Annotated in this window: 13 protein-coding genes; 9 read left to right on the top strand and 4 right to left on the bottom strand. The window is 39.5% G+C overall.

The genetic code is table 11. The features are described from left to right. Positions 1 to 8: 8 nt before the first annotated feature. Both G6N06_RS01440 and G6N06_RS01435 read right to left on the bottom strand, forming a co-directional pair. Complete coding sequence (locus G6N06_RS01440) at positions 9 to 1,679, bottom strand: beta-N-acetylhexosaminidase (protein ID WP_163514267.1); 1,671 nt, start codon at positions 1,677 to 1,679, stop codon at positions 9 to 11. 170 nt (positions 1,680 to 1,849) lie between these two features. Then, positions 1,850 to 2,806, bottom strand: coding sequence for a M20/M25/M40 family metallo-hydrolase (locus tag G6N06_RS01435; RefSeq protein ID WP_163514266.1), 957 nt, complete (start codon positions 2,804 to 2,806; stop codon positions 1,850 to 1,852). A 269-nt stretch (positions 2,807 to 3,075) separates the two neighbouring features. On the opposite strand from G6N06_RS01435, the gene G6N06_RS01430 reads away from it, so the two are divergent. Further along, entirely contained in the window at positions 3,076 to 5,691 is a 2,616-nt protein-coding gene (locus G6N06_RS01430; RefSeq protein WP_163514265.1) for a sodium:solute symporter family protein, read from the top strand. Between the two features lie 54 nt (positions 5,692 to 5,745). Here the strand turns inward: G6N06_RS01430 and G6N06_RS01425 are convergent, their stop codons facing one another. Then, complete coding sequence (locus G6N06_RS01425; protein ID WP_163514264.1) at positions 5,746 to 6,531, bottom strand: Fpg/Nei family DNA glycosylase; 786 nt, start codon at positions 6,529 to 6,531, stop codon at positions 5,746 to 5,748. Between the two features lie 186 nt (positions 6,532 to 6,717). On the opposite strand from G6N06_RS01425, the gene G6N06_RS01420 reads away from it, so the two are divergent. Beyond that, positions 6,718 to 7,146 carry a GNAT family N-acetyltransferase gene (locus tag G6N06_RS01420; RefSeq protein ID WP_163514263.1) on the top strand — a complete coding sequence of 143 codons (429 nt, stop codon included), beginning with the start codon at positions 6,718 to 6,720 and terminating at the stop codon, positions 7,144 to 7,146. Between the two features lie 106 nt (positions 7,147 to 7,252). Here G6N06_RS01420 and G6N06_RS01415 read toward each other — a convergent pair whose 3' ends face one another. Then, on the bottom strand, positions 7,253 to 11,341 hold the full coding sequence (locus G6N06_RS01415) for a two-component regulator propeller domain-containing protein (RefSeq protein ID WP_163514262.1): 4,089 nt from the start codon (positions 11,339 to 11,341) through the stop codon (positions 7,253 to 7,255). Positions 11,342 to 11,628: 287 nt separating this feature from the next. Here G6N06_RS01415 and G6N06_RS01410 point away from each other — a divergent pair, with 287 nt between their 5' ends. The 7 genes from G6N06_RS01410 to G6N06_RS01380 all read left to right on the top strand — a co-directional run bounded on the left by G6N06_RS01410 (position 11,629) and on the right by G6N06_RS01380 (position 26,710). Next, positions 11,629 to 12,987 (top strand): Gfo/Idh/MocA family protein, encoded by a 1,359-nt coding sequence (locus G6N06_RS01410; protein ID WP_163514261.1) that lies wholly within the window; start codon positions 11,629 to 11,631, stop codon positions 12,985 to 12,987. A 59-nt stretch (positions 12,988 to 13,046) separates the two neighbouring features. Further along, on the top strand, positions 13,047 to 16,052 hold the full coding sequence (locus tag G6N06_RS01405) for a SusC/RagA family TonB-linked outer membrane protein (protein ID WP_163514260.1): 3,006 nt from the start codon (positions 13,047 to 13,049) through the stop codon (positions 16,050 to 16,052). A gap of 11 nt (positions 16,053 to 16,063) precedes the next feature. Beyond that, a complete protein-coding gene (locus tag G6N06_RS01400; protein WP_163514259.1) occupies positions 16,064 to 17,776 on the top strand; it encodes a RagB/SusD family nutrient uptake outer membrane protein in 1,713 nt (570 codons plus the stop codon). A gap of 145 nt (positions 17,777 to 17,921) precedes the next feature. Continuing rightward, positions 17,922 to 19,244, top strand: coding sequence for a DUF3472 domain-containing protein (locus tag G6N06_RS01395; RefSeq protein ID WP_163514258.1), 1,323 nt, complete (start codon positions 17,922 to 17,924; stop codon positions 19,242 to 19,244). A gap of 565 nt (positions 19,245 to 19,809) precedes the next feature. Further along, positions 19,810 to 21,153: a Na+/H+ antiporter NhaA gene (nhaA, locus tag G6N06_RS01390; RefSeq protein ID WP_163514257.1), complete on the top strand. Its 1,344-nt coding sequence runs from the start codon at positions 19,810 to 19,812 to the stop codon at positions 21,151 to 21,153. 342 nt (positions 21,154 to 21,495) lie between these two features. Continuing rightward, positions 21,496 to 24,276 carry an aconitate hydratase gene (locus tag G6N06_RS01385; protein ID WP_163514256.1) on the top strand — a complete coding sequence of 927 codons (2,781 nt, stop codon included), beginning with the start codon at positions 21,496 to 21,498 and terminating at the stop codon, positions 24,274 to 24,276. Between the two features lie 562 nt (positions 24,277 to 24,838). After that, positions 24,839 to 26,710 carry a serine hydrolase domain-containing protein gene (locus G6N06_RS01380; RefSeq protein ID WP_163514255.1) on the top strand — a complete coding sequence of 624 codons (1,872 nt, stop codon included), beginning with the start codon at positions 24,839 to 24,841 and terminating at the stop codon, positions 26,708 to 26,710. Positions 26,711 to 26,996 lie beyond the last annotated feature (286 nt).

Genomic DNA, 26,996 nt, shown 5'->3' with positions numbered 1-26,996 from the left:
TTGTGGAATTAATTGCTTTCAGTTTCTTGCCTCGCTTTGAGTTCAGGTTCAAGTCCAGCATAATCCTTAAAATAATTGATACCTAAATCATCCCAATGTTTTTGCATTTTTTTAAGTGCGATTTTAAAGCTGTCGTAATCTTTGTTTTCCAATTCGGTCCAGCCTACTTCAGCATAAGCCGCAATTCTTGGAAACGTTTGCCGTTCAACATCCGCATTGGTTGGCGTCCACTCGCTCCACATTTGGCAGCCTGTGCCGTAGATATTATTGTGGTATTGTGCATCCAAACCTTCAGGAATAGGGTCAAAGTTATAGGCTTTTTCCAAAGGTATGGACTCATAGCTATAATCCAAATAGGTTCTGTTGTGCAGCGAGTTTACAATGGCATACCCGTTTTTCGCAGCTTCGGTCAATAATTCCAGATCGCCTTTCCAGAAATGAACGATGGCGTTCTTCGCCAGTTCGGTTTCTGCTTCTTGGTCGTCTTTCTTTTCCTCAAAATCAGCATGGATGTTCTTGCCTAAAATTTCGTTCCAACCCATCATGCGTCGGCCGTTATCTTCAATATATTTTGAAATTTTGTTGGTGAAGTTGATTTGAAGATCGGCAGGTGACTTAATATGATGCTCTCTCATGTATTTTTGAACAGAAGCCGATTTCTCCCAAACTTCATAACCCACTTCATCGCCTCCAATATGGATGACTTCAGATGGAAACAACACAAATAATTCGTCTAAAACGTCTTTAATAAAGGTGACAACTTCTGGTTTTGTAACATCGTAGTTGTCGTACAAACGTCCAAATTTCACCGGAACCTCAATAGCTTCCCCTGCAGTGCCCAGCCAAGTATAAGCCGCAATGGCAGCACTGGAGTGTCCTGGCATTTCAAATTCCGGAACGATAGTAATGTTTCGGTCTGCCGCATAAGCAACAATATCTTTGATCTGCTCTTGGGTGTAGAATCCGCCGTGTGGCTCTCCCGAAGTTTTTCCACTGTTCCAAGTTTCAATTTCACTATCGGCACGAAAGGCACCAACCTCGGTCAAAAGTGGGTATTTTTTAATCTCAATACGCCATCCAGCATCGTCAATCAAATGCCAATGGAAGGTGTTCATTTTTAATAAGGCCATTTGATCAAGCATTTGCTTTACGAATTCCTCGCCATGAAAATAGCGGGACTCGTCCAACATATAGGCGCGCCATTTAAATCGCGGACTATCCGTAATGTTAACTGATGGCACCAAATAAGTTTTGTTTTGCGAATCTTCTGAAGTCTCAATGGAGATCAATTGTTTCAAGGTTTGCACCCCATAAAAATAACCTGCGGCATCGTTGGCTAAAATGCTTGTTTTTTTAGGTGAAACTATTAATTTATACGATTCTGGAGCTAAATCCTCATTTTTTTCAAAACTGATGGAAGCGCCATAGTTTTCAACTACAGAGGTTTTAAAACCTGAAGTATCGGTAATATAAGCTTGAAGATCTGCCGCAGCCGATTTCTGTTCTTCAAGATTTGCGAAAATTTGTTGTCCGTCTTTGATCGCAAAGGAGCCTTCATTTAATTCTAAAGATGAAGGTTTTGGAAGAATGGCTATTTCAGATGCCGTAAAAGATCTGGTTTTTTCTGTGCAACTACTCAGCGTAAAAAGTGCGATTAAAGTAAATAAAATAACTCTCATGGATGGTATAAATAATAGTTGACAAACTTTGTTTTTACAAAAAATCAATCTGAAAATGTATAAACTTATACGTGGTTTCTGAAATCATTTCGACGGATAACAGCTCCACAAGGGTGGATGCATTTTTCCTTTAGGAGTCTACTTTGAATTCTTCCAAATTGATGGCAATATTAATCTTGTGGGATAAATCCCATTTTATAATCGGTGGATGCAAAAGTCATTAAAGCTTTGTAAATATAATCGCTTACTTGTTTTTGTCCTGGAACATTGATCAAATCGGCCGTATCTTCTGGCCGATGATATTCTGGGTGTGCACCCGTGTGAACGCCAAGGACGGAAATATCTTTCTTAAAAAACGACACGTGGTCTGAGCCTCCCACTGATCCAGCATGGACTATTGGAGTTAAGCTTAAGGATTCACCTAAATTCTGCATGAACTCTACGCCTCCCGGGAAGGTTCCCGCACCATTCATATACACATGGTTATCGGTATTCAATCGGCCTACCATGTCCATGTTGATCATCAGTTTAATCTGTGAAAGAGGAACTAACGGGTTGTCCACAAAGTATTGACTTCCCAATAACCCCTGTTCTTCAGCACCGAAAGCGATAAAAATGATACTCCGTTTTAACTGACTTTTGTTAACCGCGACTTTCTCGGCGATTTCCAATAGGGTGGCGGTGCCACTGGCATTGTCATCGGCACCGTAATGAATTGTGTTTTTCTTATCTGATTTTGAGGAAGGTCCACCCATTCCTAAGTGGTCATAATGGGCACCTAAAATAATGTATTCGTTTTTTAAGATAGGATCGTTGCCTTCTTGATAAGCAACAACATTGCAGGTTTTGGCGAGCGGTTTTTCAGGTTGGCCTTTTTCAACCCGTAAACGGGCCTTGAATTTCTGTTTGTAGTTTTTAGCGAAAGGAAGAAGGCCTTGCTTTTTGAAATCCTTGACGATGTACTTAACAACAGCGCGATTGGCTTTGGTGCCTGGATACCGACCTGCATTTTTTTCGGAAGCTAAAAACAGGATATGATCTTTAATTTCGTGCTCAGTAATCTCTGCTTGCGAAAATGAAGCATGATAGGCTAAGATCAAAAATGAAAACAGAAGTAATTTTTTCATAACAATATTTATTATCCAATAATGATTTACGCTCTGTTAGATATGGCGGTTTTTTTTAAGCTATTAGAAAAGTTAAAACGGAGTGCAAAGCAAATTTATAAATTAATATGTAATACATAATACAATTAATTCTATTTTATTATATTTAGCCATATTTTTTGACAATGTCTTTAGGTGCCATTTTGATTGATAATATGACAAGCAAATTTGAGTGAAATTTAACTGGTATCCGAACAAAGAAGTAATATTTATAAGTAAATTTTCCAAATATGAAGAAAATTCAAAAATCGGCACTTTTATTAGTCATTATTTTTACCTGGATACAATCGTTTGGTCAAGAAATTTCCAAATTAGAACTCGCAGATCTTCCCAGTTTACCTGCAGAAAATGCAGCAACGGCATCCATTGGATATGCTGGAATGTTGGGAGGCGGGCATAATGGTGTGCTTTTAGCGGCTGGAGGCGCAAATTTTCCAGAAGGATTACCTTGGGAAGGCGGAAAAAAAGTATGGAGTGATGCCATTTTTATTTTTGAGAATGGCCAATGGCGGTTATCCTCAAAAAAATTACCAATGCCGTTGGGTTATTCGGCGTCCGTGTCAATTCCGCAGGGCGTTTTGTGTATTGGTGGTAATAATGAAAATCTTATAAGCGATCAGGTTTTCCTGATGGCTTATAATAGTGCGACGAAGGAGGTGGATTTTACTGAATATCCGAATCTCCCTGAGCCTTTAGCATTTTCTTCAGCTGTCCTGTATGAAGATGCAGTGTATGTGGTTGGAGGGAATAATGCTGCTGGTAGCACCAATTCGTTTTATAGGTTATCGTTAAAGGGTCAGCAACAGTGGGAGAAACTATCGGATTTTCCTGGGAGTCCGAGAGCACTTCATGCGACAGCTGTTCAAGAAACACAGACCAATAAAAAGCTATTCGTTATTGGGGGAAGAAATGAAATTGCAGGTCAGAAGTCAAAGACACTGACAACATATTTGTCTTACGACTTTAAAAGGCATTCCTGGGCAGAGGAAGGTGAGCTGCTCATAAAAGGTGCGCCGAGGGTGTTGATGGGCGCATCGGCAGAAGTAATGGGCTCCATGCATATAATGGTTTACGGTGGTAGTGACGCCATACTTTTTGATGAATTGGAAACCATTGGTTTGGAATTGGCTGCAGAGCCCACCGACAGCATAAAAAATGAATTGACTTCCAGACGTGATGAGATCTTGAATAATCACCCTGGATTTTCTAAAGACATATTGGGATACAATACGATTACCAAGAAGTGGTTTGTATATGCAACATTAGCTTCTCAAATACCTGTTACTACTCTCGCTTTTAAAAATAACGACGATTTCATTATTGTATCTGGAGAGGTGTCTCCTGGTGTTCGTACCTCGGGAGTGCAAAGCTTTAAAATTGCTGATGCCGCACATCCTTTCGGGGTTCTTAACTATAGTGTTCTCGCTTTATATTTACTGATTTCGGTCCTGATTGGTCTCTATTTTGCACGTAAGCAGAAATCCACCGAAGATTATTTTGTGGGTGGTGGACGTATTCCTTGGTGGGCGTCGGGCTTAAGTGTGTTTGGAACGCTGTTAAGTGCCATCACCTTTATGGCCATTCCTGCCAAAGCTTTTGTAACTGATTGGTCTTTCTTTTTTCTGAATATAACCGCAATCCTCATCACCCCTGTTATTGCCTTTGTGTTCATCCCATTTTTTAATAAACTAAAAATAAAAACGGCCTATGAATACCTTGAGGACCGTTTCAATTATACCGCGCGTGCTTTTGGAAGTTTATCTTTTATCTTATTTCAATTAGGGCGCATCGGCATTGTATTGCTATTGCCATCTTTGGCCATTTCCATTGTCACCGGAATCCCAGTGGAGACCAGTATATTAATTATGGGCCTACTGTGCATCTTTTACACGACTTTTGGAGGGATTGAAGCGGTAATTTGGACCGATGTCATGCAAGTGATCGTGCTTCTTGGAGGTAGTGTCCTGGCGGTGGTGTGGATTATGCTGCATACAGAAACCTCTTTTGGCGATATGATTACTTATGCTTCAGATCGGGATAAATTCAATATTGCCAATATGGATCTTAATTTTACCGAGTCCACGTTTTGGGTCGTTTTTATTGGTGGTCTTGCCTCGGCGATGGTCACGCAAGGGACTGATCAAACCATTGTTCAACGGTATTTGACCAGCTCCAGTGTCAAGGATTCCCAAAAAACTTTATATACCAATGCGGTCTTGACATTACCGGCAACCATTATCTTTTTTGGAATTGGAACCTTGTTGTTTATATTTTATTCTGAGATGCCCAACAAGCTCTCGCCAGCCATTTCCAACAACGACTCAATCTTTCCGTGGTATATCGTAAGGGAGTTACCTGTAGGTGTTTCAGGCTTGTTGGTAGCAGGTATATTTTCGGCAGCAATGTCGAGTATAAGCAGTAGTTTGAATTCGGTTTCAACAGCCTATTGCAACGATTTCCATTTACATTTCCGACCAAAAGTAAATGATCTTAAATTGTTGCGAATTGCGAGGGTAGCCACTATGGTGACTGGTGTTTTTGGTGTGCTTTTAGCCCTGTGGATGGCAAGTTCTGAAATCAAATCGCTTTGGGACCAGTTTTATCGCTTCTTGGGACTTTTTACAGGAGGATTGGGAGGCATGTTCCTTTTGGGAATGCTCACCAAAAGAGCAAATGCAAAAGGTACCTTAATGGGGCTGGTAGTGAGTGCGCTTTTAATATGGTATATCAGCGTCTATACAGACATCAGCTTTTTAATGTATTCCTTTTTTGGAGTTGCTTCTTGTTTCGTGTTCGGATATCTGTTTAGTTTGATGTTTCCTAATCGCAAAAAAGAAGAGGCTTAACTTCTGCACTATCCATTAACTTCAGGTGAATTAAAATTGGATTTGGTAAGTTTTTTATTTCAATATTTGCCATCCTGGAGAAAAATACGTGGATCTGCCACCCACTTTTATTTTCTGGATCTCAGTGCCGGTATGAAAACAAGTTGCGCCTTCTTTTCTGTTATGGATTAAAAATTCTTCTGGAAAATCAGGATGGTGGGCGTCGTTTTCAATCGCCACTTCTATAACGTGTCTCATGGCTTTAAAAATGGTTTCGATATCCTTTTCGGAGAGGTCTTGTACTTTTTGCTCAGGATGTATTTTGGATTGGTATAAGATGTCATCCGCCATCCAATTGCCGACGCCAGCCGCCACACTTTGATCCATGACTACTGCTTTGATGAACGTTTTCCGCTTGCGCAGTGACGCTTTGAAATCTTCTAAAGTGAGGTCCCTTGCATCATCGCTGAGGTTGCGAGCTACTTTGTAATCTGCAATGGAGTCTGTCAAGTCCCACCAGCCAAATTTGCGCTTGTTCTCGAAGGCAAAATGGAAACCATTTTCAAAGGTGAGCACAATATGTCCAAATTTTGGGCGGTCTTCTTTTTCTTTATAATAATTGGGACGACCGGTCATTCCGAAATGGATGACGAGTATTTTTTGGCCCGAAGTTTTTATGAATAAATACTTTCCGATACGCTGTGTTTCGGTCAGTTCTTGATTGATCAGATGCTTTTCAAAATCCGCGAGTGAGGCTTTGAGCAATCGGACATCGCGACATTCAAATGCGGTAATTCTTTTGTGCAGTGAAGTGTTGTCTATATAAACCTTATAACCTTCGACTTCTGGTAGTTCTGGCATTGTTTTTTTTTTTTTTTTTTTTTTTTTTGTCTAAATTAATTAAAATATAGATGTTAATCTGTGGGAGAGTTTTCCGAATTGCTCAAATCTATCCACCGGCTTGGTGTAGTTGACTGTCTTGCATAGTATTATGGATTCAAATTTTAATGAAGAATAAGAATCAAATAAATTCTTAAATTTGTTACTATGAAGATTTATAAACTAACTACCGTAACCGACCAGGTATTGGATGCATTTAGGAGATTAATTCCTCAACTTGCTCCAGACTGTGCCTTGCCCACAAAAAAGGACTTAGAGGCTATTGTCAATTCCGGAACGACATTGCTTTTTATAGCAGAAGAGGATAATGACATATTGGGTACATTGACTTTGGTATTTAATAAAATACCAACAGGTGATAAAATTTGGATAGAAGATGTCGTGGTAGATAAGTCGGCCAGAGGTAAAGGTGTTGGTGTGAAATTGATGGAGTTTTCCATTGCATATGTCAGGAACAAAAACATAAAAAGTATTAACCTCACTTCCAGTCCGGACAGGGTTGCTGCCAATAATTTATATCGAAAGTTAGGGTTTGTGCAAAGAGAAACCAATGTTTATAGATTGACGATTGCTTAGATAATTGCCAGGATATCAGGGTTGATAATTATAGATTTGCTTAAAACAAAATGGGTTAGACTAAATGCTTCGACTCCTTGATCCACAGTTCATCTTATAATAATATCTACACAAAAGCCCCTACTTCATGCTTGTTTAAATACTCATCAATGCCAATTTTTTCCGCCTCATTTTTAAAGTTCAATGGACTCTTTTTAAACTGTTTTTTAAAACATTTTGAAAAATACTTAGGATCATTAAATCCTGTCATAAATGCTGTTTCAGAAATCGTATACCCATTCTTGGTAATTAATACTGCTGCTTTTTTTAATCGCAATATTCTTACAAAATCTACTAAAGTATGGCCTGTTAACGCTTGACATTTTCTGTAGATAGTTGAATAGCTCATGTTTAATGGTGCAGCCAACTCTTCCATTTTGAAACTGGCATCTTCCAATCTTAAGTTGATATTGGCGACTAGATTTTCAAGAAAAATTTCGTCTTGCGATTTTTCTAATGTTACTTCTGGTCTTGAAATAGCTTCTTTGCGATATTTTGTGATAATATGCTCTTTGGCAATAAGAATGTTTTGGATTTTCAATAGTAATTCATTCGTATTGAAAGGCTTGTTGATGTATTCTATAGCCCCTGATTTTAGCCCCTCTATTTTAGAATGGGTGGAGTTTTTGGCAGTCAATAGAATTATTGGAATATGCTGGGTAAGTGGTTCGTCTTGTAGTTTCTTGCACATTTCGATACCGTCGAGTTCTGGCATCATGATATCACTTATTATCAAGTCGGGAATGTTACTTTTAGCATAATGATAGCCTTCGTTTCCGTTTTCAGCTAAAATGACATTGTACTGCTCTTGAAGAAGATCTTTCAAAAACAATTGCAAATCCAAAGTGTCTTCCACTATAAGAATAGTTTTTTTCATGATGTTCAGCTCCTTCATCTTAGATGCACTTGGCTCCTTTTCTGTTATGGGTTGTGTGGAGTCCTCCTCCAGATCGCAAATAATTCTTTCTGTATCCGAATAGGCGGATTCATGTATGGGAAAAGTAATCGTAAATGTCGTGCCGCTAACGGCTGAGGATTCTACTTCGATTTTACCTTTATGCAAGTCAATCAATTCTTTTGTAAGCGCCAAACCGATCCCGGTGCCTTTGTTTTTCTTTCCAATATTGGACTGATAAAAAAGCTCAAAGATGGTGTTCAGTTCTTCCTCTGAAACCCCTGGACCTGAGTCAGTCACCGAAAGGCGCACCATTTTTTTTGAATTGATAGGGGTAACGGTCAGTATGATGTTTCCTTCTTTTGGGGTGAATTTAAAAGCGTTGGAAAGCAGGTTGTATATGATATGTTCCAGTTTTTCTCTATCATACCATGCTTCAGTTAAATTTTTAGGGCAGTTAATCGTAAAATCTATATTTTTTTGTCTTGCTAATTCCTTAAATGATTGGGCTATCTGTTCAATGTTTTTGTATAAATTGGATTTTGTAACCATGAGCCTTAATTGGTCCAGTTCCTTGTTTCTAACCAAGGTTAGCTCGTAGGCAATTTTTGAAAGACGCTTAGTGTTGTAGGCGATAATATTAAGACGTTGTTTTAAAAGAAGATTTCCACTTTTTTCGGCGTTATGGATCATATCTTGAATTGGCCCTAATATTAAGGTGAGTGGCGTTTGAATTTCATGAGACATTTTAGCAAAAAAGTTCATTTTTAAATTGTGCAATTCACTTTGATTCTGATGACTTATCTTTTCCAAGAACAATTTCTTTTTTAAGGCATACCAGCGTCTGACACCAAAAACTCCTAAAACAAAGAGGCATGCATATAGAAACCAAGCAATGGGCTTGTTCCAAAATGGTTGTTCAATAGAGATGTATATGCTTTTCGCAGGAATGTCCCAAATGTCGTCCCTTGTGCCTGCCTTCACCTCAAATGTATAGTTGCCGGCAGGGATGTTGGTATAGGTTGCTAAACGATCCTGATGATTATAGATCCAATCGTCGTCAAAGCCTTTTAAGCGATAGGCGTAAAAATATTTAGGATATAATATATTGTCAATAGCGGCAAATCGGAAAGAAAATGAGGACTGGTTGTATTTAAGGTGCAATGAATTTACATTGGCCATGCCCTTATCAACTTGTTCTGGCAATAACACTTCGACGGGTTGGTTAAGCACCTCTATCCCATTGATTTGCAGCTTGGGCTGCGACTCTTTTTTGTTGAGATCTTTAGGATAGAAATAATTAAAACCTTTGGATCCCCCAAAATACACCAGTCCTTTGCGATCCTTAAAAGCGCTTCGCGACAAAAATATATTGTCCTGAAGGCCATCTGTGATATAATAGGTTTTTATGATGGAATCTCTGGTGTTGAAATTGACAATTCCATTGTTGGAGCTTATCCATAAATTATCATTTTCGGTATTGATGACCGCAGCCAAAGACCGACTTGAAAGCGTCTTAATGTCCTCAAATGACGAAAATAAATTCTTTTTGGTATCGTATTTCAATAGTTTCCCCGAATTATTTATAAGCCATAAGCTGTTGTAGGAACCTTCTGAGATGGATTTTACGCTTCTCAATCGATCCATTTGATCGTTTAGAATGGAAAAGTCCAGAAATGTTGAAGCCTTTAATTGATTATGGTTTTCATTAAATTGAAATAATCCTCCTTCATAAATACCAAGCCACAAGTCGCCGTTTTGAGTTTCCATCATGCTTTCAACAATAGTACCATTCAATCCATTCTCATTGCTCTCAAAAGAGGCCAGAAGTTCCAAATTGTCTGAATAGATATTCAGACAGGTATTCGAGCCTACCCAGACCCTGCCTTTGCTGTCCTTATATAGGGTTCGAACATCAGATGCTTTTTGGTTTTTTGCGTTTAACACTGGGATTTCCCTAAATTCATTCTTTTTGGAATTGTAAAACCATAAACCATTCTTATACGTGCCAATCCATAGATTGCCTCTGTTGTCTTCTGCAATGCTTTGGATATAAAACCCTTTATTGGTATCAGAATCTTTAAAAAATTGCTTCTCATTAGTATCTCCATCTCCGTTGAACGTAATTTTGGTAAGACCTGAGCCATCAGTTCCGGCCCATAGGATCCCATCAGAGCTTTTATAAATGCTCAATATTCTAGTGGGAGTAAAATTCTCGGACCCTTCGTGATAATTGATATTGTTATCTGCATTAGGCAAGATGTTCAAGTTGCCGTAGTTGGGTGTGATCCAGATGTTTTTGTGATTATCTTCATAAATATCTAAAATAGTATTGCTGCTTAAAGAGGCTTCACTGTTTACTTGTTTGGTAAACAAAAGTACCTCACCTGTAGATAAATTTACTTTGTACAATCCTCCACCATCAGTTCCTGCCCATAAAAAATTATTAGAATCCTCGTAGAGATTCAAGAACATTTCATTTTTAATATGATGTGTATTGCCTTTGAAAAAGGAATCTTGAATAAATTGTTTAGAACTGATATCATATAAAAAAAGGCCTTTTGTTTCGGATCCAATCCATAGTCTGTTGTAATTATCTGTCAATAATCTTAAACTTTCTGGATAATTATTGAATGGTGCCACCAGATATTCTTTCTTTTGGGTGGATATTGAATAGGTCATAACGTTCCCATCTGATGTGCTTAAAAACACATCTTTGTTCGGTCCCAACGAAATATCTACAATGTCTTTTAACGGATTGGCCAATTCAGGAAAGGACGTAATGCTGTCCATTTTGGAATTAGCATACTTGAATAAGCTGCCTTTGGTTGTGGCTATCCAGGTTTCATTATTTTTTGAGGTGATAACGCTTATTTTTTCATGTTTAATCATGGATGTTAGGTCCTTAAAATCACCGTTTTTAGAGTTGTATCTTGTTAGTGAGCCTTCTGTAGATAATAACCAGATATTTTCGAAATCATCCCTAAAAATGTCTTTTATCGACTCATAAAGTTGGGAGTTTGGGAAAATTTGAGCGTTGTTGATGAGCCTGTAGTTATAGCCGTCATAAATGTAAATATCACCTCTCTGCACCATCCAGATATTGCCAAAAGTATCTTGAATGATTTTACTTACAACAATGGCCTTGTTATCCGACGAAGGAGCCAAATGCGTGAAATTGACATGGTGCTGGGCCTGTGTGGAAATAACAAGTAATAAGAATAAAAAGAATGTAAATGAATGTGGCTTCAAACTGTACATAGGTCAAATCTTGGGTTTTAGGGCTCTTTTCTGGAATAGATCGATATTATGGATAACTACTAAAGTGCGCTGCTTAATTATGGTAAATATATTAATAATAAATATGCCAGAGGACCTGTCGCATAGTGGATTGCCAAATCAAAAGGTAAAATTTCGTCAAATAGGAGAAATATTTAATCACTTAAAAAATATTCCTCACAAACGCCTAAAATCTCTACCGTATTATATAAGTATTGTATCACATTTGGGAATAAGATTATTTAACGAAACATTAACGATTTCAAAATATGAGTTCAAGAAGAGATTTTGTCAAAAAAACAGCGTTGGCCGGCGCGGGTTTAATGATGCTTCCTAATATGTCCTTTGGCGCCATGTTAGGTTCGGCTGATCAAAAATTAAAATTGGCGTTTATAGGAGTTGGCCTTAGAGGCGTTAATCATTTAAACAATGCATTGCTCAGAAAAGATACGGAAATTACGGCAATATGCGATATCGATCCAGCGAGGATTGACATTGCCCTTAAAATGATCAAGGATGCTGGATTTGCGAAACCTCAGGTATTCAGTAAAAATGATCTCGATTATTTGAATCTTCTGAATTTAAAGGAGGTTGATGCCGTTGTTATCTCTACACCATGGCTATGGCACACCCGAATGGCGGTCGATTCCATGAGAGCTGGAAAATATACAGGCTTGGAAGTATCCGCAGCCAATACATTGGAAGAGTGTTGGGATTTGGTGAACACACACGAAGCTACGGGATCGCACCTCATGATCCTTGAAAATGTGAATTACCGCAGAGATGTTCTCGCCGTATTAAATATGGTGAAACAGAATGTTTTTGGTGAGTTGGTCCATTTTAGATGTGGATATCAACACGATTTACGTGGGGTTAAGTTTAATGACGGTAAAACCGCTTACGGCAAAGGTGTCGAATTTGGAGAGAAAGGAATTTCTGAATCTGCATGGCGAACCCAACATTCACTGTTAAGAAACGCTGATGTTTATCCAACACACGGATTAGGCCCTATTGCGGTCATGTGTGATATCAACAGAGGTAACCGCTTAATGTCCTTAACTTCAAATGCTTCAAAAGGTATCGGGTTGCACAATTATATCGTTGAGCATGGTGGCAAGGACCATCCCAACGCCAAGTTGAAATTCAAACAAGGCGATGTGATTACCACGACTGTTGAAACTACTAATGGTGAAACCATTATCATTACCCACGACGTTAACTTACCAAGGCCTTATTCTTTAGGATTTAGAGTTCAAGGCGCCAATGGTTTATGGGAAGATGATGGTAACCGGATCTATGTAGAAGGCAAATCAAAACCACACCGATGGGATGATGCCGATGAATGGCTCAAGAAGTATGACCATCCTTTGTGGAAAAAGTACGGAGAACACGCCACAGGAGCTGGTCATGGCGGGATGGACTTTTTTGTGATGCATTCGTTTATTGAATCTGCCAAGGAGAAGTTAGCTCCTCCAATGGATGCCTATGATGCCGCGGCATGGAGTGCAATTACACCGCTCTCGGAAGCCTCTATAGAAAATAATGGAGCGCCTCAGGAAATTCCTGATTTTACAAGAGGGATGTGGGTAAAGCGCAAACCTTATAATTGGATGAAGGATACATATTAGAAGAGCAAAAGAATACATTGAACTTTTTTAAAAATGAAAATAAACTTAAAATAGAACTTATGAAGAAACTATTATCAGCCTTTATCTTATCCTTGTTTGTTGGGTCTGTCTATGCACAGCAATCGATCATTGAGGTAAAAGGAACGATAACTGAAGCCAGTACTGGGATATCTGTTCCAGGGGCAACTGTTATAGAAAAGGGAACTTCCAATGGAACTGCATCTGATTTTGATGGAAATTTTACCATAAATGTTAGTAGTGATGCGATTCTAGTCGTGTCCTTTATGGGATTTGTGACTCAAGAGGTACAGGTCAATGGGAGGACGTCAATAAGTATAAGCTTGGAAGAAGATATTGCCAGTTTGGATGAGGTTGTTGTTGTAGGATACAGTTCTCAAAAGAGAGAGAGTTTAACAGGCGCATTGAATACAGTTAAAGGAGATGATTTAAGGGATGTTACAACCCCTTCAGTAGAAAATATGCTTAATGGAAAAGCACCTGGGGTTTATGTTGCTTCAGGGTCAGGTCAACCTGGATCACGAGGTGCTGTGGTGATTCGTGGGCAGGCCACTTTAAGTGGAACAACAAGTCCACTTTGGGTTATTGACGGTGTCATCGTAGGATCAAGTGCAGGCGAATTAAACCCGGACGATATTGAGACAATGACGATTCTTAAGGATGCTGCTTCCACATCCATTTATGGGTCTCAAGGAGCTAACGGTGTCATTGTAGTGACAACCAAGAGAGCTAAAATTGGAAAAACTACAGTAAGTCTTTCTTCTAAAGTAGGTATTAGCACGCTAAATAACGGAAACACAAATATGATGAACGGTGCAGAATTGTACGATTATTACGCTTCGTTTTCCAATGCTGATCAAATTTCATTTCCACGATGGAATGCCGATTTGCGCAACAGCAATTTCGATTGGTGGGATTTGGCCACAAAAACGGGCTTGACCCGTACATACAACGTGTCTATTCAAGGAGGTACCGAGACCTTGCGTTCTTTTATGTCCCTTGGATTATATGATGAAGAAGGTGCAGTTAAAGGTTATGATTATAAACGTTACAATTTCCGTTTCAAAACGGAATACAAACCTTTGGATTGGTTGACCATAAAACCTGCAATTACTGGTTCCATGCGCGATGTAGATGACCGTCAGTATTCAACAACGGCTATGTATTCCAACCTGCCATGGGACAGTCCTTACAATGAAGATGGAAGCTTGGTGGGACATCGTTCTAGCAGTTGGGTCAATAGTGCCAGCACTAATTACCTGTATGATCTTCAATGGAACCATGGTGCTAGCAAAAACTATGAGTTTATGGGGAATATGGATTTTGACGTCAGGTTGACCGATTGGTTGACGTTCTCTTCTGTCAACAACATTCGTTATAATACGTATAAATCGAGTGGTTATACAGATCCTCGCTCAAGCGGCGGTGAAAGTGTAGGCGGGCGTATTTCGGAATACCGATCAGATTATACACGCATGTACACTAACCAGATTTTACGTTTCAATAAAACTTGGGACAAGCACGATGTTAATGGTTTGATAGCTTATGAATTCAATGATTATCGTGGCGAATCTTTAGATGCATCGGGTACCGGATTTATTCCTGGTTTTGAAGTTTTGGACGTGGTTGCCATTCCAGAGCGTACAAAGGGTGGTATCAGCGAATGGGCTGTTCAGTCTGTTCTTTTCAACGCCAATTATGCTTATGACAATAAATATATGGGCCAGGTTTCTTTCCGTAGAGATGGAGCTTCCAATTTTGGTGACAATGCCAAGTATGGTAACTTCTTCTCCGTGAGTGGTGGATGGAATATTAACCACGAAGAATGGTTTAAAGCTGACTGGGTAGATGCCTTGAAAATTCGAGCTTCCTACGGTTCCGTAGGAAATCGTCCTAGTGCTTTGTATCCGCAGTATGACTTATATGCCGTATCCAGTGGTGCCAGCTATAACCAGAATCCTGGAGCATTGATCAGTCAAATCGGTAATAAAGATCTGACTTGGGAAAAGACATATACCAGTGGTATAGGGATTGACGCAAGTATCTTGAACAACCGCGCCAGATTAACCGTTGATTTATATGAAAAAAACACTGATAATATTTTGTACCGAGTTCCTATCACTGGTTTGACAGGTGTAACAAGCATTTGGCAGAATATTGGTGAAATGGAGAATAAAGGTATTGAGGTTTCCGTGGGTGGCGATATTATACGTAATCAAGAGTTAACTTGGAGTTTGGATTTGAACTTAGGCCATAATTCCAATAAATTAACAAAACTGTACAAAACGAAAGATGCCAGTGGTAATTATGTAGTGAGACCAATTATAGTTGGTGATGGACTGGGAATTGCCGGTTCTGCACAGCGTATGTTAGAACCAGGTCGTCCAGTGGACACGTATTATCTGAAAGAATGGGCTGGTGTCAATCCTGATAACGGATTACCAATGTGGTATGTAGTGAATAGAGACGCGGATGGCAATGAGCTGTCACGTGAAACAACTTCCAACTATTCGCAAGCAACGTTTGAAAAAACAGGAAAAGTCTCGCCTGATCTTTTTGGAGGTTTTTCGACAGCATTGAATTATAAGAAATTCGATTTTAACGCCGTATTCGGTTATGCCTTAGGTGGAAAAATTTACAACTACTCAAGACAGGAATACGATTCAGACGGAACTTATACAGATCGTAACCAGATGCGTTTAAGACCAGAATGGAGCCGTTGGGAAAAACCAGGTGATATTGCGACGCATCCAATTGCGAGATATAATAACCAAGATAAGGGCAATGCAACATCCACACGTTATTTAGAAAAGAATGATTTTTTAAAGTTACGTTCTTTGACTTTGGGTTACAATATTGACTTAAGCCATCTTAAGGTTGACAACTTACGCATCTCTTTGTCTGGAGAGAATCTGTTTGTCATCACTAAATACTCCGGTGTAGATCCAGAAATTCCAGCTATTGACGGTGCCGTTATGGGGTCCACAGGACCTGCGGTATATCCCACCACGCGTAAATTTATGCTTGGACTAAACTTACAATTTTAAAAATAAACACCATGAAAAAAATATTTATAGCCATATTGGTCGCGGCAACATTCACTGCGTGTGATATCGACCGCTTGCCTCACGGAAGCATGGATTCACAGACTATTGTCGGTGACCCTGATGCTTCTCTCGATGCCTTGCTTAACGGGATGTATGCCCAACTAAAATCTTGGTCAGATCCTATGCACCGAATGGGTGAGTACGCAGGAGACAACATGATGATTCGTGGATCGTCAACAGATGCCTTCTACGAGTTTATCTCCTACGCTCGTACACCAAATAATTATCGACTGACTCAGTTTTGGGATTCAGGATATAAAGCGATAGCACAAGCTTCTAATATTATTGATATGATTGGTGAAGGACAAAGTGCTGAGATTGATAATAAGATTGGAGAATCATATTACGTACGTGGAATGATGTATTTTTACTTGACCCGTGCATTTGGGAGACCTTATTATCAAGACCCAGAAACAAACTTGGGCGTGCCAATCGTAAATGGGACTCCTGATGATGTTCTCAATATGAACCTTGATGATCGTGCAACGGTAAAACAAAGCTATGAGCAAGCCATTGCCGATTTGAAGAAAGCCGAAGCATTAATGACTTTGGATAAATCTTCTATCTACGCATCAAAAGAAGCAGCTCAGGCCATGTTGTCTCGAATTTATCTTTATATGAGTGGCACCTACACGTCACCTAATACTGAATATGCTCAGCTTTCTGTTGACTACGCTAATAAAGTGATCAATTCTGGAAAGTATTCCTTATTGCCAAGAGCGCAATTTATGAAGTACAATACGTTTATTCCAGAGAACAATGCAGAAACTATATTTGCTATAAAGCGAGTAGCATCTGAGTTTTCAGGTTATGACCATTATTACGGCGTTGGCGGTATGTACGCCAATCTAGGAGGCATGGGCTGGGGAGAAATGTATGCCAGTGCCAAATACCTGGAACTTTTAGACGAAACTGGTCGTAATGATTGGCGTTCAGACAGTTTTCATATGGTGGATGCGCGTGCCGCATTTATCCAACCTACCTACTCTAAAAATGCGAATACTGGAGCTTATACTGAAGTGTTCCGTTTTATTAAGGAAGATGATGGCGATGTGTTAAACTACGTACAAGCGAATATTACTCGTAACGGCAGCATAATTACTGCAACGGAAGGTTCAGATAGTTACACATTGACCCCTATTGATGCCAGTCAAGAAATTTACTCTATCCTCTATAAGGACGGTAAAACTTATGAAGGTGTTATAGACAATTACATTACTCTTAACCGTGTATATCCTCAGTTCTATATTATCAAAGCGTCATTAGAAGGTGAAGAATCTCATTTGCATTCTCCCGTCATTAGCCGTTTGGGTGAAGTTTATCTAAATCGTGCCGAAGCATACGCCAAGTTGGGTAAATATGGTGATGCATTGATCGATCTCAATACAATAAGAGAGCGTTCAATTGAGGGCGCAGGATATACGGATCTGGATGAGTCTAATGCTGGGGCACGTATTGATAAAGAGCGTCAACTGGAACTTGCCTATCAGGCAGAACGGAGCTATGATGTTTTCCGTAATGGAAAAGCATTGACACGCCACTATCCTGGTCCTCACAAACAGTTTGAGGATATTTCCCCAACGGATTTCCGAGTCGTGTACTATATTCCACAAGATGCCATTAACTCTTATCCAGGAACATTGACTCAAAATCCTACACAATAATTATTCTTAGATGCAATAATTTGGTAAAGAATGAACATATCGTGAGAAGCTTGACCTAAAAACAAGCTTCTTTCGATTTAATCATTAATTAAGGTTTTGACCGAAATCAAGAACAAATTCATTATTAAATTTAAAACTTAAACTTATGCTCAAAAACGGGAGCTCTTATCTTTTAGCCTTATTTGTTTCTTTTTATCTGTTAAGTTGTAATACTAATAAATCGGTAGATCAAGAAGATGAGAAACTCGATTTATCTATTCAAATACCAGCTGGAGCCAACAGTTGGGTTGTTAATAATGTTTCCAAGAACTCAACTATGATGACTGATGGGGAAATAAATAATTGGACGGATCTAAAAACTACTGTGCGTACCTATTTCAAAACTGACACATCAGGAGAGTTGCATCTTGGGTTGAATTTGAATGTTCCTGAGGGAACCTCAAGAATTAAAGTCACAGTGGCCGATCAATCAAGAACCATAAAGATATATTCTTCTGAAAATCAAACATTTAATGTTGGTGTTTTCGATATTAAAGCAGGCTACAATATGGTCGAAATTGTCGGTGTTGAAAAATCGGGACCTGTTGTTGCCAACATTAATGAGGTGTTAATCGGCGGCCCCGCCACCAATGGGAAAATCTACTTCATAAAAGACGATTTTTATTTTGGACGTCGTGGGCCATCGGTTCATTTAACCTATGACTTGCCCAAGGAAAAAGAAATCGAATGGTTTTATAATGAAATCAACGTCCCCGAAGGTGAAGATGTCATCGGCTCTTATTTTATGGCCAACGGTTTTTTGGATGGCTATTTTGGAATTCAGGTCAATTCAGAGACAGAGCGCCGCATCCTATTTTCGGTATGGAGTCCTTTTGATACCCAAGATCCAAAAGAGATTCCCGACGATCATAAAATCATCTTATTAGGGAAGGGAGATGGTGTGACTACGGGCGAATTTGGGAATGAAGGTTCTGGAGGACAAAGTTATAAAGTGTACAATTGGAAAGCAGATACCAACTATAAATTTTTATTGAAAGGGGTGCCGGCTGAAAATAATTCAACCGATTATACAGCTTACTTTTATACTCCAGAGGATAACACATGGAATTTGATTGCCAGCTTTAGAAGACCACAAGGTAGTCGACACTTAGAAAGACTGTATTCCTTTTTGGAGAATTTTGTGCCTGCAACTGGCAACACATCCCGCAAAGCAAATTACAATAACCAATGGATTTATACGACCGATAATGAGTGGATAGAATTGACCAAGGCCAAATTTACAGCGGACGCAACGGCGCGAAAAGAGTCTCGAATGGATTATGCCGGAGGTGTTAATGGTAACCAATTTTTTATGAAAAACTGTGGATTTTTTAATAATACCACCCCAATCAATACCGAATTTACAAGAACATCAAACGGCGTGGCGCCCACTATCGATTTTTCTCAATTGATAAATCCAAGAAAATAGTTTATTAAGTTGATTTGATTATTCTGAAGGTCCGAAGAAAATTACTTTCTCGGGCCTTTTTTTTTAGTGAAACCCATGTTCCAAAAGCCGAAGGCGCATTGGAGCATGTTGGTTGAACTAATCCCGCTAGGGCGGGATGAAACTCCGGTCGGTCGACAGGCAGGCTAAACTCAAAAGCGAAGCGCATTGGGTTTTGATGGTTGTCCCGATAGCTATCGGAATAACCCCGCTTTTGGGCCGGATCTGAAACGCTTATCTGTAAACAGGCCGACAAAATCCATAGTGAAGCAGATAAAATTCTACAGGTTGTTCCAAACCATTTTGAAGGTCCGACCCGATACATGTGATAGAACAGCAAACCCTCAGGTTTGACTCTGATCAGCATCAAATTCTTTCATAACACAAGTAAAAATATTTGCACCTAAATCATCTTGAATAGCAAATCCGATATAGTTTAGCTCTGATTTTCAGATCCAATTCTAATTTTTTAAAATTTAATTTCAGTTTTTATTGATATAGATAATTTAAAATGCGAAATTGTACATTGAATTCAATAGTCTCCAACATGGGCAAATTATCCGAGAGTATAGAAACATTTTTCAAACAACCATCTGCGCCTGGAATATTGTTAATTATCGCCACTGCTTCTGCGTTGATTGTGGCAAATACCCCCTTAAATAGCTTCTATCACACTGTAATGCAATACAATTTTGGAATGGGATTTAAGGATGCCTATATATCCAAGACCTTGCACGATTGGGTGAATGATGGCTTAATGGCGTTGTTCTTTTTGATGGTTGGTCTTGAAATTAAGAGCGAACTGAAATTTGGTAGCCTCACTTCTTTTAAATCTGCCATATTTCCTGTAGCAGCAGCATTTAGTGGTGCCATGTTTCCGGCCATCATATACTTAGCGTTCAATATGGGTACTGATTATGTAAGAGGCTGGGCCATACCAATGGCTACGGATATTGCCTTTGTCATTGGTGTCATAGCGATGCTCGGCTCCAGAATGCCTTCTTGGGCTAAGGTTTTTATTACCACAATTGCTGTAGTGGACGACCTTATTGCTGTTTTGGTCATTGCTTTTTTCTATACTGATGAAATCCATTGGCATGCTTTGGGAATAGCGGGCGGTTGCACCATCATACTCCTTATTCTTAATAGGAAAAGAGTAAACCGGTTGACGCCTTATCTCGCTATTGGATTTGTCATGTGGTGGGCCATATTGGCTTCTGGCGTCCACGCCACAATTGCCGGAGTAATTTTGGCAATGACGGTGCCGTTACGACGCGAATGGGACCTGGATCAGATAAAAAAGGCATCTTTAAAAGGGTATCGGCTTTTTAAGGAAGCAAAGGATGATGCCTATACCATGACAACGCCCCAAGTTCATCATTTTCTTGAAAATATACATCGGGAGATGGAATCACCTTTGAAACGATTGGAACGAAAACTCCATGGGCTGGTTTACTTTTTTATCATGCCGACCTTCGCTTTCGTGAATGCGGGAATTGTATTTGATGCTCAGGTTTTAAACGAGGCATTTCATCTGCCAATTACCTGGGGAACGATGCTGGGACTGTTGATTGGTAAGCCCATAGGCATTATGTTTGCCAGTTGGATATTCTTGAGCTTCTTCTATAAGAAAACAAAAAAGACCCCAGAAATATGGCGTCTCCTCTTTGGGATATCGCTCCTCTGCGGTATTGGTTTTACGATGTCGCTATTTATAGTAAACCTTTCTTTTGTAGATCGGATCTTACAGGAGGAAGCTAAAATTGGGATTCTTTTAGCCTCTGGGTTAAGTGGTTTGTTGGGGTATCTCGTGCTTCGGAATGCCACTCGGAAACCAGAAGCAATTACTGAGGATAAAATCAGGTTAAATCTTTCTCACCTGCCAAAATAGTGACTGATAACTAACGCTGGGTTTTGGCATTGGGCTAGCTTTAATGACATTTGAGAAAGGCTGATCATTTCTAACTTTTTCTGATCATTTATTTGGTATGTTGTTCTTTTTAGAAAGATAAAACACCTTTTGTTAGAACAAATGCGTAACTTTAAAGAGCCTAAATAAGACACTGATCATTTTCGAATCGGTGTCTTAAGCATGTAGAATCGGGAGGAAATGGATTCTCCTTCACTTGGGTTTTTAAGAATGCTATACTCCAGACATTCCGAAAACAACATTGTGCTCCAATACTACTGCTTGAATAGGCAATAAATACTAACAAATTAAATCACATATACTATGGGTAATGATCTATTTAAAACTAAAAAGCAAATCGCTGTAAATGGTAAAAACTTCACTTATTATAGTCTTGAAGAACTCTCAAATCAAGGCTACGAGATCGATAAATTGCCATTTTCAATTCGTATCTTATTGGAGAATGCCTTGCGTAATTTTGATGACTTTTCAATTACTAAAGAAAATATTGAAACGCTTCTTAATTGGAAGCCCAAGGGTGTGGATAAGGACATTCCCTTTAAGCCTGCACGTGTTTTAATGCAGGATTTTACAGGTGTTCCTGCCGTTGTTGATATCGCAGCACTCAGGGCAGAAGTCGCTCGTAAAGGTGGAGATCCAAACAGTATTAATCCCTTGGTGCCAGTAGATTTAGTCATCGACCATTCCGTTCAAGTGGATTATTTTGGTACTGATTATTCTTATCAGCGCAATATAGAGGAAGAGTACAAACGGAATAAGGAGCGCTACCAATTTTTAAAATGGGCACAGCAATCCTTTGATAATTTTAGCGTAGTTCCTCCAGGAATGGGGATTTGTCATCAAATTAACTTAGAATATTTATCCAAAGGGGTCATTGAACGCAATGGCGAACTCTTTCCGGATACCGTGGTAGGTACGGACAGTCATACACCAATGGTCAATGGAATTGGAGTTGTGGCCTGGGGCGTTGGCGGTATTGAGGCGGAAGCGGCTATTTTAGGTCAACCGCTCTATTTTATTATGCCTGAAGTCATCGGATTGAAATTGACAGGAAAACTTCCGTTAGGATCTACAGCTACAGATTTGGTGTTGACTATTGCCAATATTTTAAGAAAACAAGGGGTGGTAGGTAAATTTGTTGAGGTTTTTGGGCCAGGACTTGATCATTTGTCGGTTCCGGATAGAGCAACTATTGGAAATATGTCGCCAGAATTTGGATGTACTATTACCTATTTCCCAATCGATGATAAAACATTGAAATACATGCGCGAAAGTAATCGGTCAGAAGAGCAGATCAAGGTTGTGGAAACCTATTGTAAAGCCAATATGCTATGGCGTGAAAATGAAGACCGTATCACTTACACCGAAGTTGTGGAGTTGGACGTTTCAACTATTGAACCTACAGTTGCGGGTCCGAAACGACCACAGGATAAGATACTTTTAAAGGATTTTAAACCTGCGTTTATTGATTTGTTAAGTTCTGGATATGAGCGTGAATATATTGAACACGAAGAGCGGGAATCAGTGATCAGATGGAAGAACGAAGGAGGGAACCAGCCTACGTCACCACCTCGGGCCATGTCTGAAGGAACGAGAATTGAAACCAGGGAACAGAACGGACTTAAAACGGTTTGGATTGATAAAGGCGAACAAAAGTATTCCTTATCCGACGGTTCAGTCGTTATTGCGGCGATAACCTCCTGTACCAATACGTCCAATCCATTTGTGATGATTGGTGCTGGCTTGGTCGCTAAAAAGGCGAGACAACACGGTATTGATGTCAAGCCATGGGTAAAGACTTCCTTGGCACCAGGTTCTAAAGTTGTGACCGATTATTTGAAAAAAGCCGACTTGTTAAAAGATTTGGAAGCGCTTCAATTTCATTTGGTAGGCTATGGTTGTACCTCTTGCATCGGGAATTCAGGGCCGTTGCCACCCGCTATTGCAAAAGCAGTAGATGATCATGAATTGGTGGTCTGCTCGGTACTTTCCGGGAATCGTAACTTTGAAGCACGGGTCCATTCGCAAGTAAAAATGAATTACTTGATGTCGCCCATGTTGGTTGTTGCTTTTGCTATTGCTGGACGCGTGGATATTAATCTGACCACAGATCCTATCAGTTATGATAAAAATCAACTTCCGGTGTATCTAAAAGATATTTGGCCAACCGATGATGAAATCAACGCAGTTCTCAAGGAAGTGCTGACTCCAAAGGATTTTCAAAAAAACTATTCCGAAATTTTTGATGGAAATGAGATTTGGAGAAACTTGGAAATTCCAAAAGGCAAGTTGTATGACTGGGATCCAGACTCCACGTATATTCAGGAAATTCCATTCTTTAAGAACATTTCCGATAAAGCGCCAGCACTTCAGAATATAGAAAATGCACGAGCACTTTTGGTGTTGGGAGACAGTATTACTACCGATCATATTTCTCCAGCAGGCGCATTTGATGAGCATTCGGCTGCAGGAAAATATCTGATAGAAAGAGGTGTAAAGAAAGAAGAATTTAACTCTTACGGAAGCCGAAGAGGAAATGATGAGGTCATGGTGAGAGGAACTTTTGCCAACGTTCGGATCAAAAACAAGCTTGCCAACAAGGAAGGTGGATATACCACACACTTGCCATCAGGTAAAGAGATGAGCGTTTATGATGCTGCAGTTAAATATCAGAAAGATAATACACCTTTGGTGGTGCTTACCGGTAAGGAATACGGAAGTGGTTCCTCGAGGGACTGGGCTGCAAAAGGGACGTTTTTGTTGGGTATAAAAGCTGTAATCGCTGAAAGTTATGAGCGTATCCATAGAAGTAATTTAGTGGGTCTAGGTGTTTTGCCACTGCAATATGAAGATGGTGATAGCGCTGAAAAGTTGGGGTTGACCGGAACTGAGACATTTACTATTTCCGGAATTTCTGAAGGACTGACACCGCACAAACTGGTGGACGTCGTGGCGGAAAAAGAAAATGGTGAACGTGTCAAATTTAAAGCCATTGCCCGATTGGATTCATTGATAGATATTGAATATTACCGAAATGGTGGAATTTTGCAGTATGTGCTCAGACAGTTTTTGGATAACAAATAGGGAGTGATGGATGACCGATGACCGATTGATGACCAGCCCGAACGTACCCTTTCTTGCCCGAATGAATCCATCCGGGCGGTTGGTACGGGTGGGTTGTTGAAGACACGGAAGACCAATGGCCGATCGATGATCGTTAAATTGGCCAATAACTAATAAAAACAAGGAATAACTAATAGCAAAAACGCCTGTCCGTTCGCAACGAAGCGAAGGCGGGTAGCTTTTGCGGAGGTGGGTTAGCCTTTGAGGAGATGGGTAGCCTTTTTGGAGGCCAGAAATTGAGATCGATAATTGAAAATACTCCTTTTTGATGACGAATACTAATAAATAATAGTTAATAATAATGCCCGTCCGAAGCTTTTAGGTTGGCGGAAGCAATAGAAACAAGAAACTAGCCTGCCCGCCCGCACCAAAGCGAAGGCGTGAAACAAGAAATCAACAGGTATTTTAAAAAATAAATAAATAATAGTGCTGACATTTTAAAACTGTTTCGATACTAATAAAAGTGATCTACATATTCAATTGATCATTTTAAAACGTATCGTTTCACTTAATTCACACCATTATGAGAAAAAATTTATTTTTAGCATTTTTAATCCTCCTTGGTTGTTGTGGCTATGCCCAAACGGGGATTTCTACTCCAGATTTCAATGCTTCTGATACTTACCTTAAAAATTTCATGACGAAATGGTCTGTCACGGGAGCTAGCATGACCATTTCTAAAGATGGAAAACTAAAATATTTACGCAGTTTTGGATTTTCCAATGTGGAGGACAATATACTAACACAACCTCATACGTTGTTTCGTATTGCAAGTATTTCAAAATCTATAACCTCGATTGGGATTATGAAATTAATGCAAGAAGGAAAACTGTCTTTAAGTGATAAGGTATTTGGGCCAGGAGGAATTCTTGAAAACTTTCCTGATATTAAAGACGCTAATATTACCGATGAACGTATTTATGATATTACAGTACAGCATTTATTAGAACATACTGCTGGATGGGATAATGCAGTAAATTGTTTTCCTAGCCCTACCACACCATACCCTTATACTTTTTACGGATGTAACCCTAAAGATGCTTCTTTGCATGTAGCAGAGCTCTATGGTGCATCTGCGCCACCGCCAGCAAGTTTGTTAATTCGATTTATGGTAGAAAATGGTGTGAATTTTACGCCAGGCACAAGACATGTTTATAGCAATCAGGGCTATTCCACATTAGGTAGGGTTATAGAAGCTGTCACGAATATGAAGTATGAAGACTATATCAAATCGGCAATATTACATCCTTTGGGGATTTTTGATACGCATGTAGGAAAAGCACTTCCTGAAGATTTCCATGAACGCGAAAGTCTGTATTATGCTGTGGGAAATGTGAAGAGTATTTATGGTACTGGTGAAGATGTGCCATGGCAGTATGGTGGTCAAAACATCCCTGAGATGGATGCTTTAGGTGGATGGACTACCACGGCGAGAGATCTGAATCGCCTTTTGATGGCTATTGATGGATATGATACTAAACCTGATATCCTTACCGCTGAAACCTTAGCAATCATGACCACGCCGTCTACAGCATACCAGTACTACGCAAAAGGTTGGGCGGTTAGAACTGATGGAAGATACTGGCATAATGGACAACTCCCCGGAACTTATAGTATTTGGGTAAGATCAATTCAGGGTTACACTTATACGATAATATTGAATAAGGATAGGAATGATGCTTATGCAAATCAGTTTCGAAACGAATTTGATAATTTGGCCAGTCAATGCATTCAATCAGTAACCAACTGGCCTGAATGGGACTTGATGGATGTGCCAACAGATAATGCCAATGCCTTGGTTGCCAATGCAAGCGCAACTTCAATTGATCTTGATTGGACCAATGGAAATGGTCAAAAGCGCATAGTGATAGCACGTGAAAAATCAAGTAAAAAAGCTTTTCCGCTTGATGGGATCAACTATGATGCCTCATCTGTTTTTGGAAATGGAAACGATTTGGGCAATGGTAATTTTATTGTTTATAATGGCACAGGAAGCAGTGTTTCTGTAACAGGACTTATTGAAAACACAGAATATGTATTTAGGGTTGTTGAATTCAATCAATCAACCAACACAGGAGATAACGCACTCTACCAATTAGGAAATAATGCTGAAATTGAAGTGGTCGCATCTGCATTAAGTATGGAAGATAACGCCTTAGCGCAATTCACAATTCATCCCAATCCTACCAAATCGCTTCTTTATATTAAGGCACCAAAGCTTGGAAATAATACCACCTATGCTATTTATACGCTTGAAGGTAGAATTTTAGAGAGTGGCCCTCTTAGTGAGGAAAACACCGAGATTAATGTGGATAAATTATCTGCTGGAATTTATTTTATAAAGGTTGCAGAAGGCAACACCAGATATAAAACCCGAAAATTTATTGTGGAATAGTGGATGTTGGTTTGCAATAGGGTTGTGTGTTTTGAGTTCTTGAGGTGGTAACGGGAGATGGATGTTCCAGGACAGATTAACAAGTAACGACCTGCCCGAACATGTCATTTTTTGCTCAAATCAATCCGTATAGGCCGGTTTTACGGCCGGGTTGATGATTGTTGAAGTGACAGTGGACTATTGATCGAAGTCAAGTTCATGAGGACTAATAATTAATTGAACATAACCAATTGACCAGCTCAACTGTATTGCTAAACACAGCTTTTAAGTACGAAAGATAAGTCAT

The sequence above is a fragment of the Gelidibacter japonicus genome, from assembly GCF_010725055.1.
In the GTDB taxonomy this organism is placed as follows: domain Bacteria; phylum Bacteroidota; class Bacteroidia; order Flavobacteriales; family Flavobacteriaceae; genus Gelidibacter; species Gelidibacter japonicus.
The sequence above is the reverse complement of the archived record's forward strand: the minus strand, read 5'-3'. Positions and strand labels throughout refer to the sequence as shown.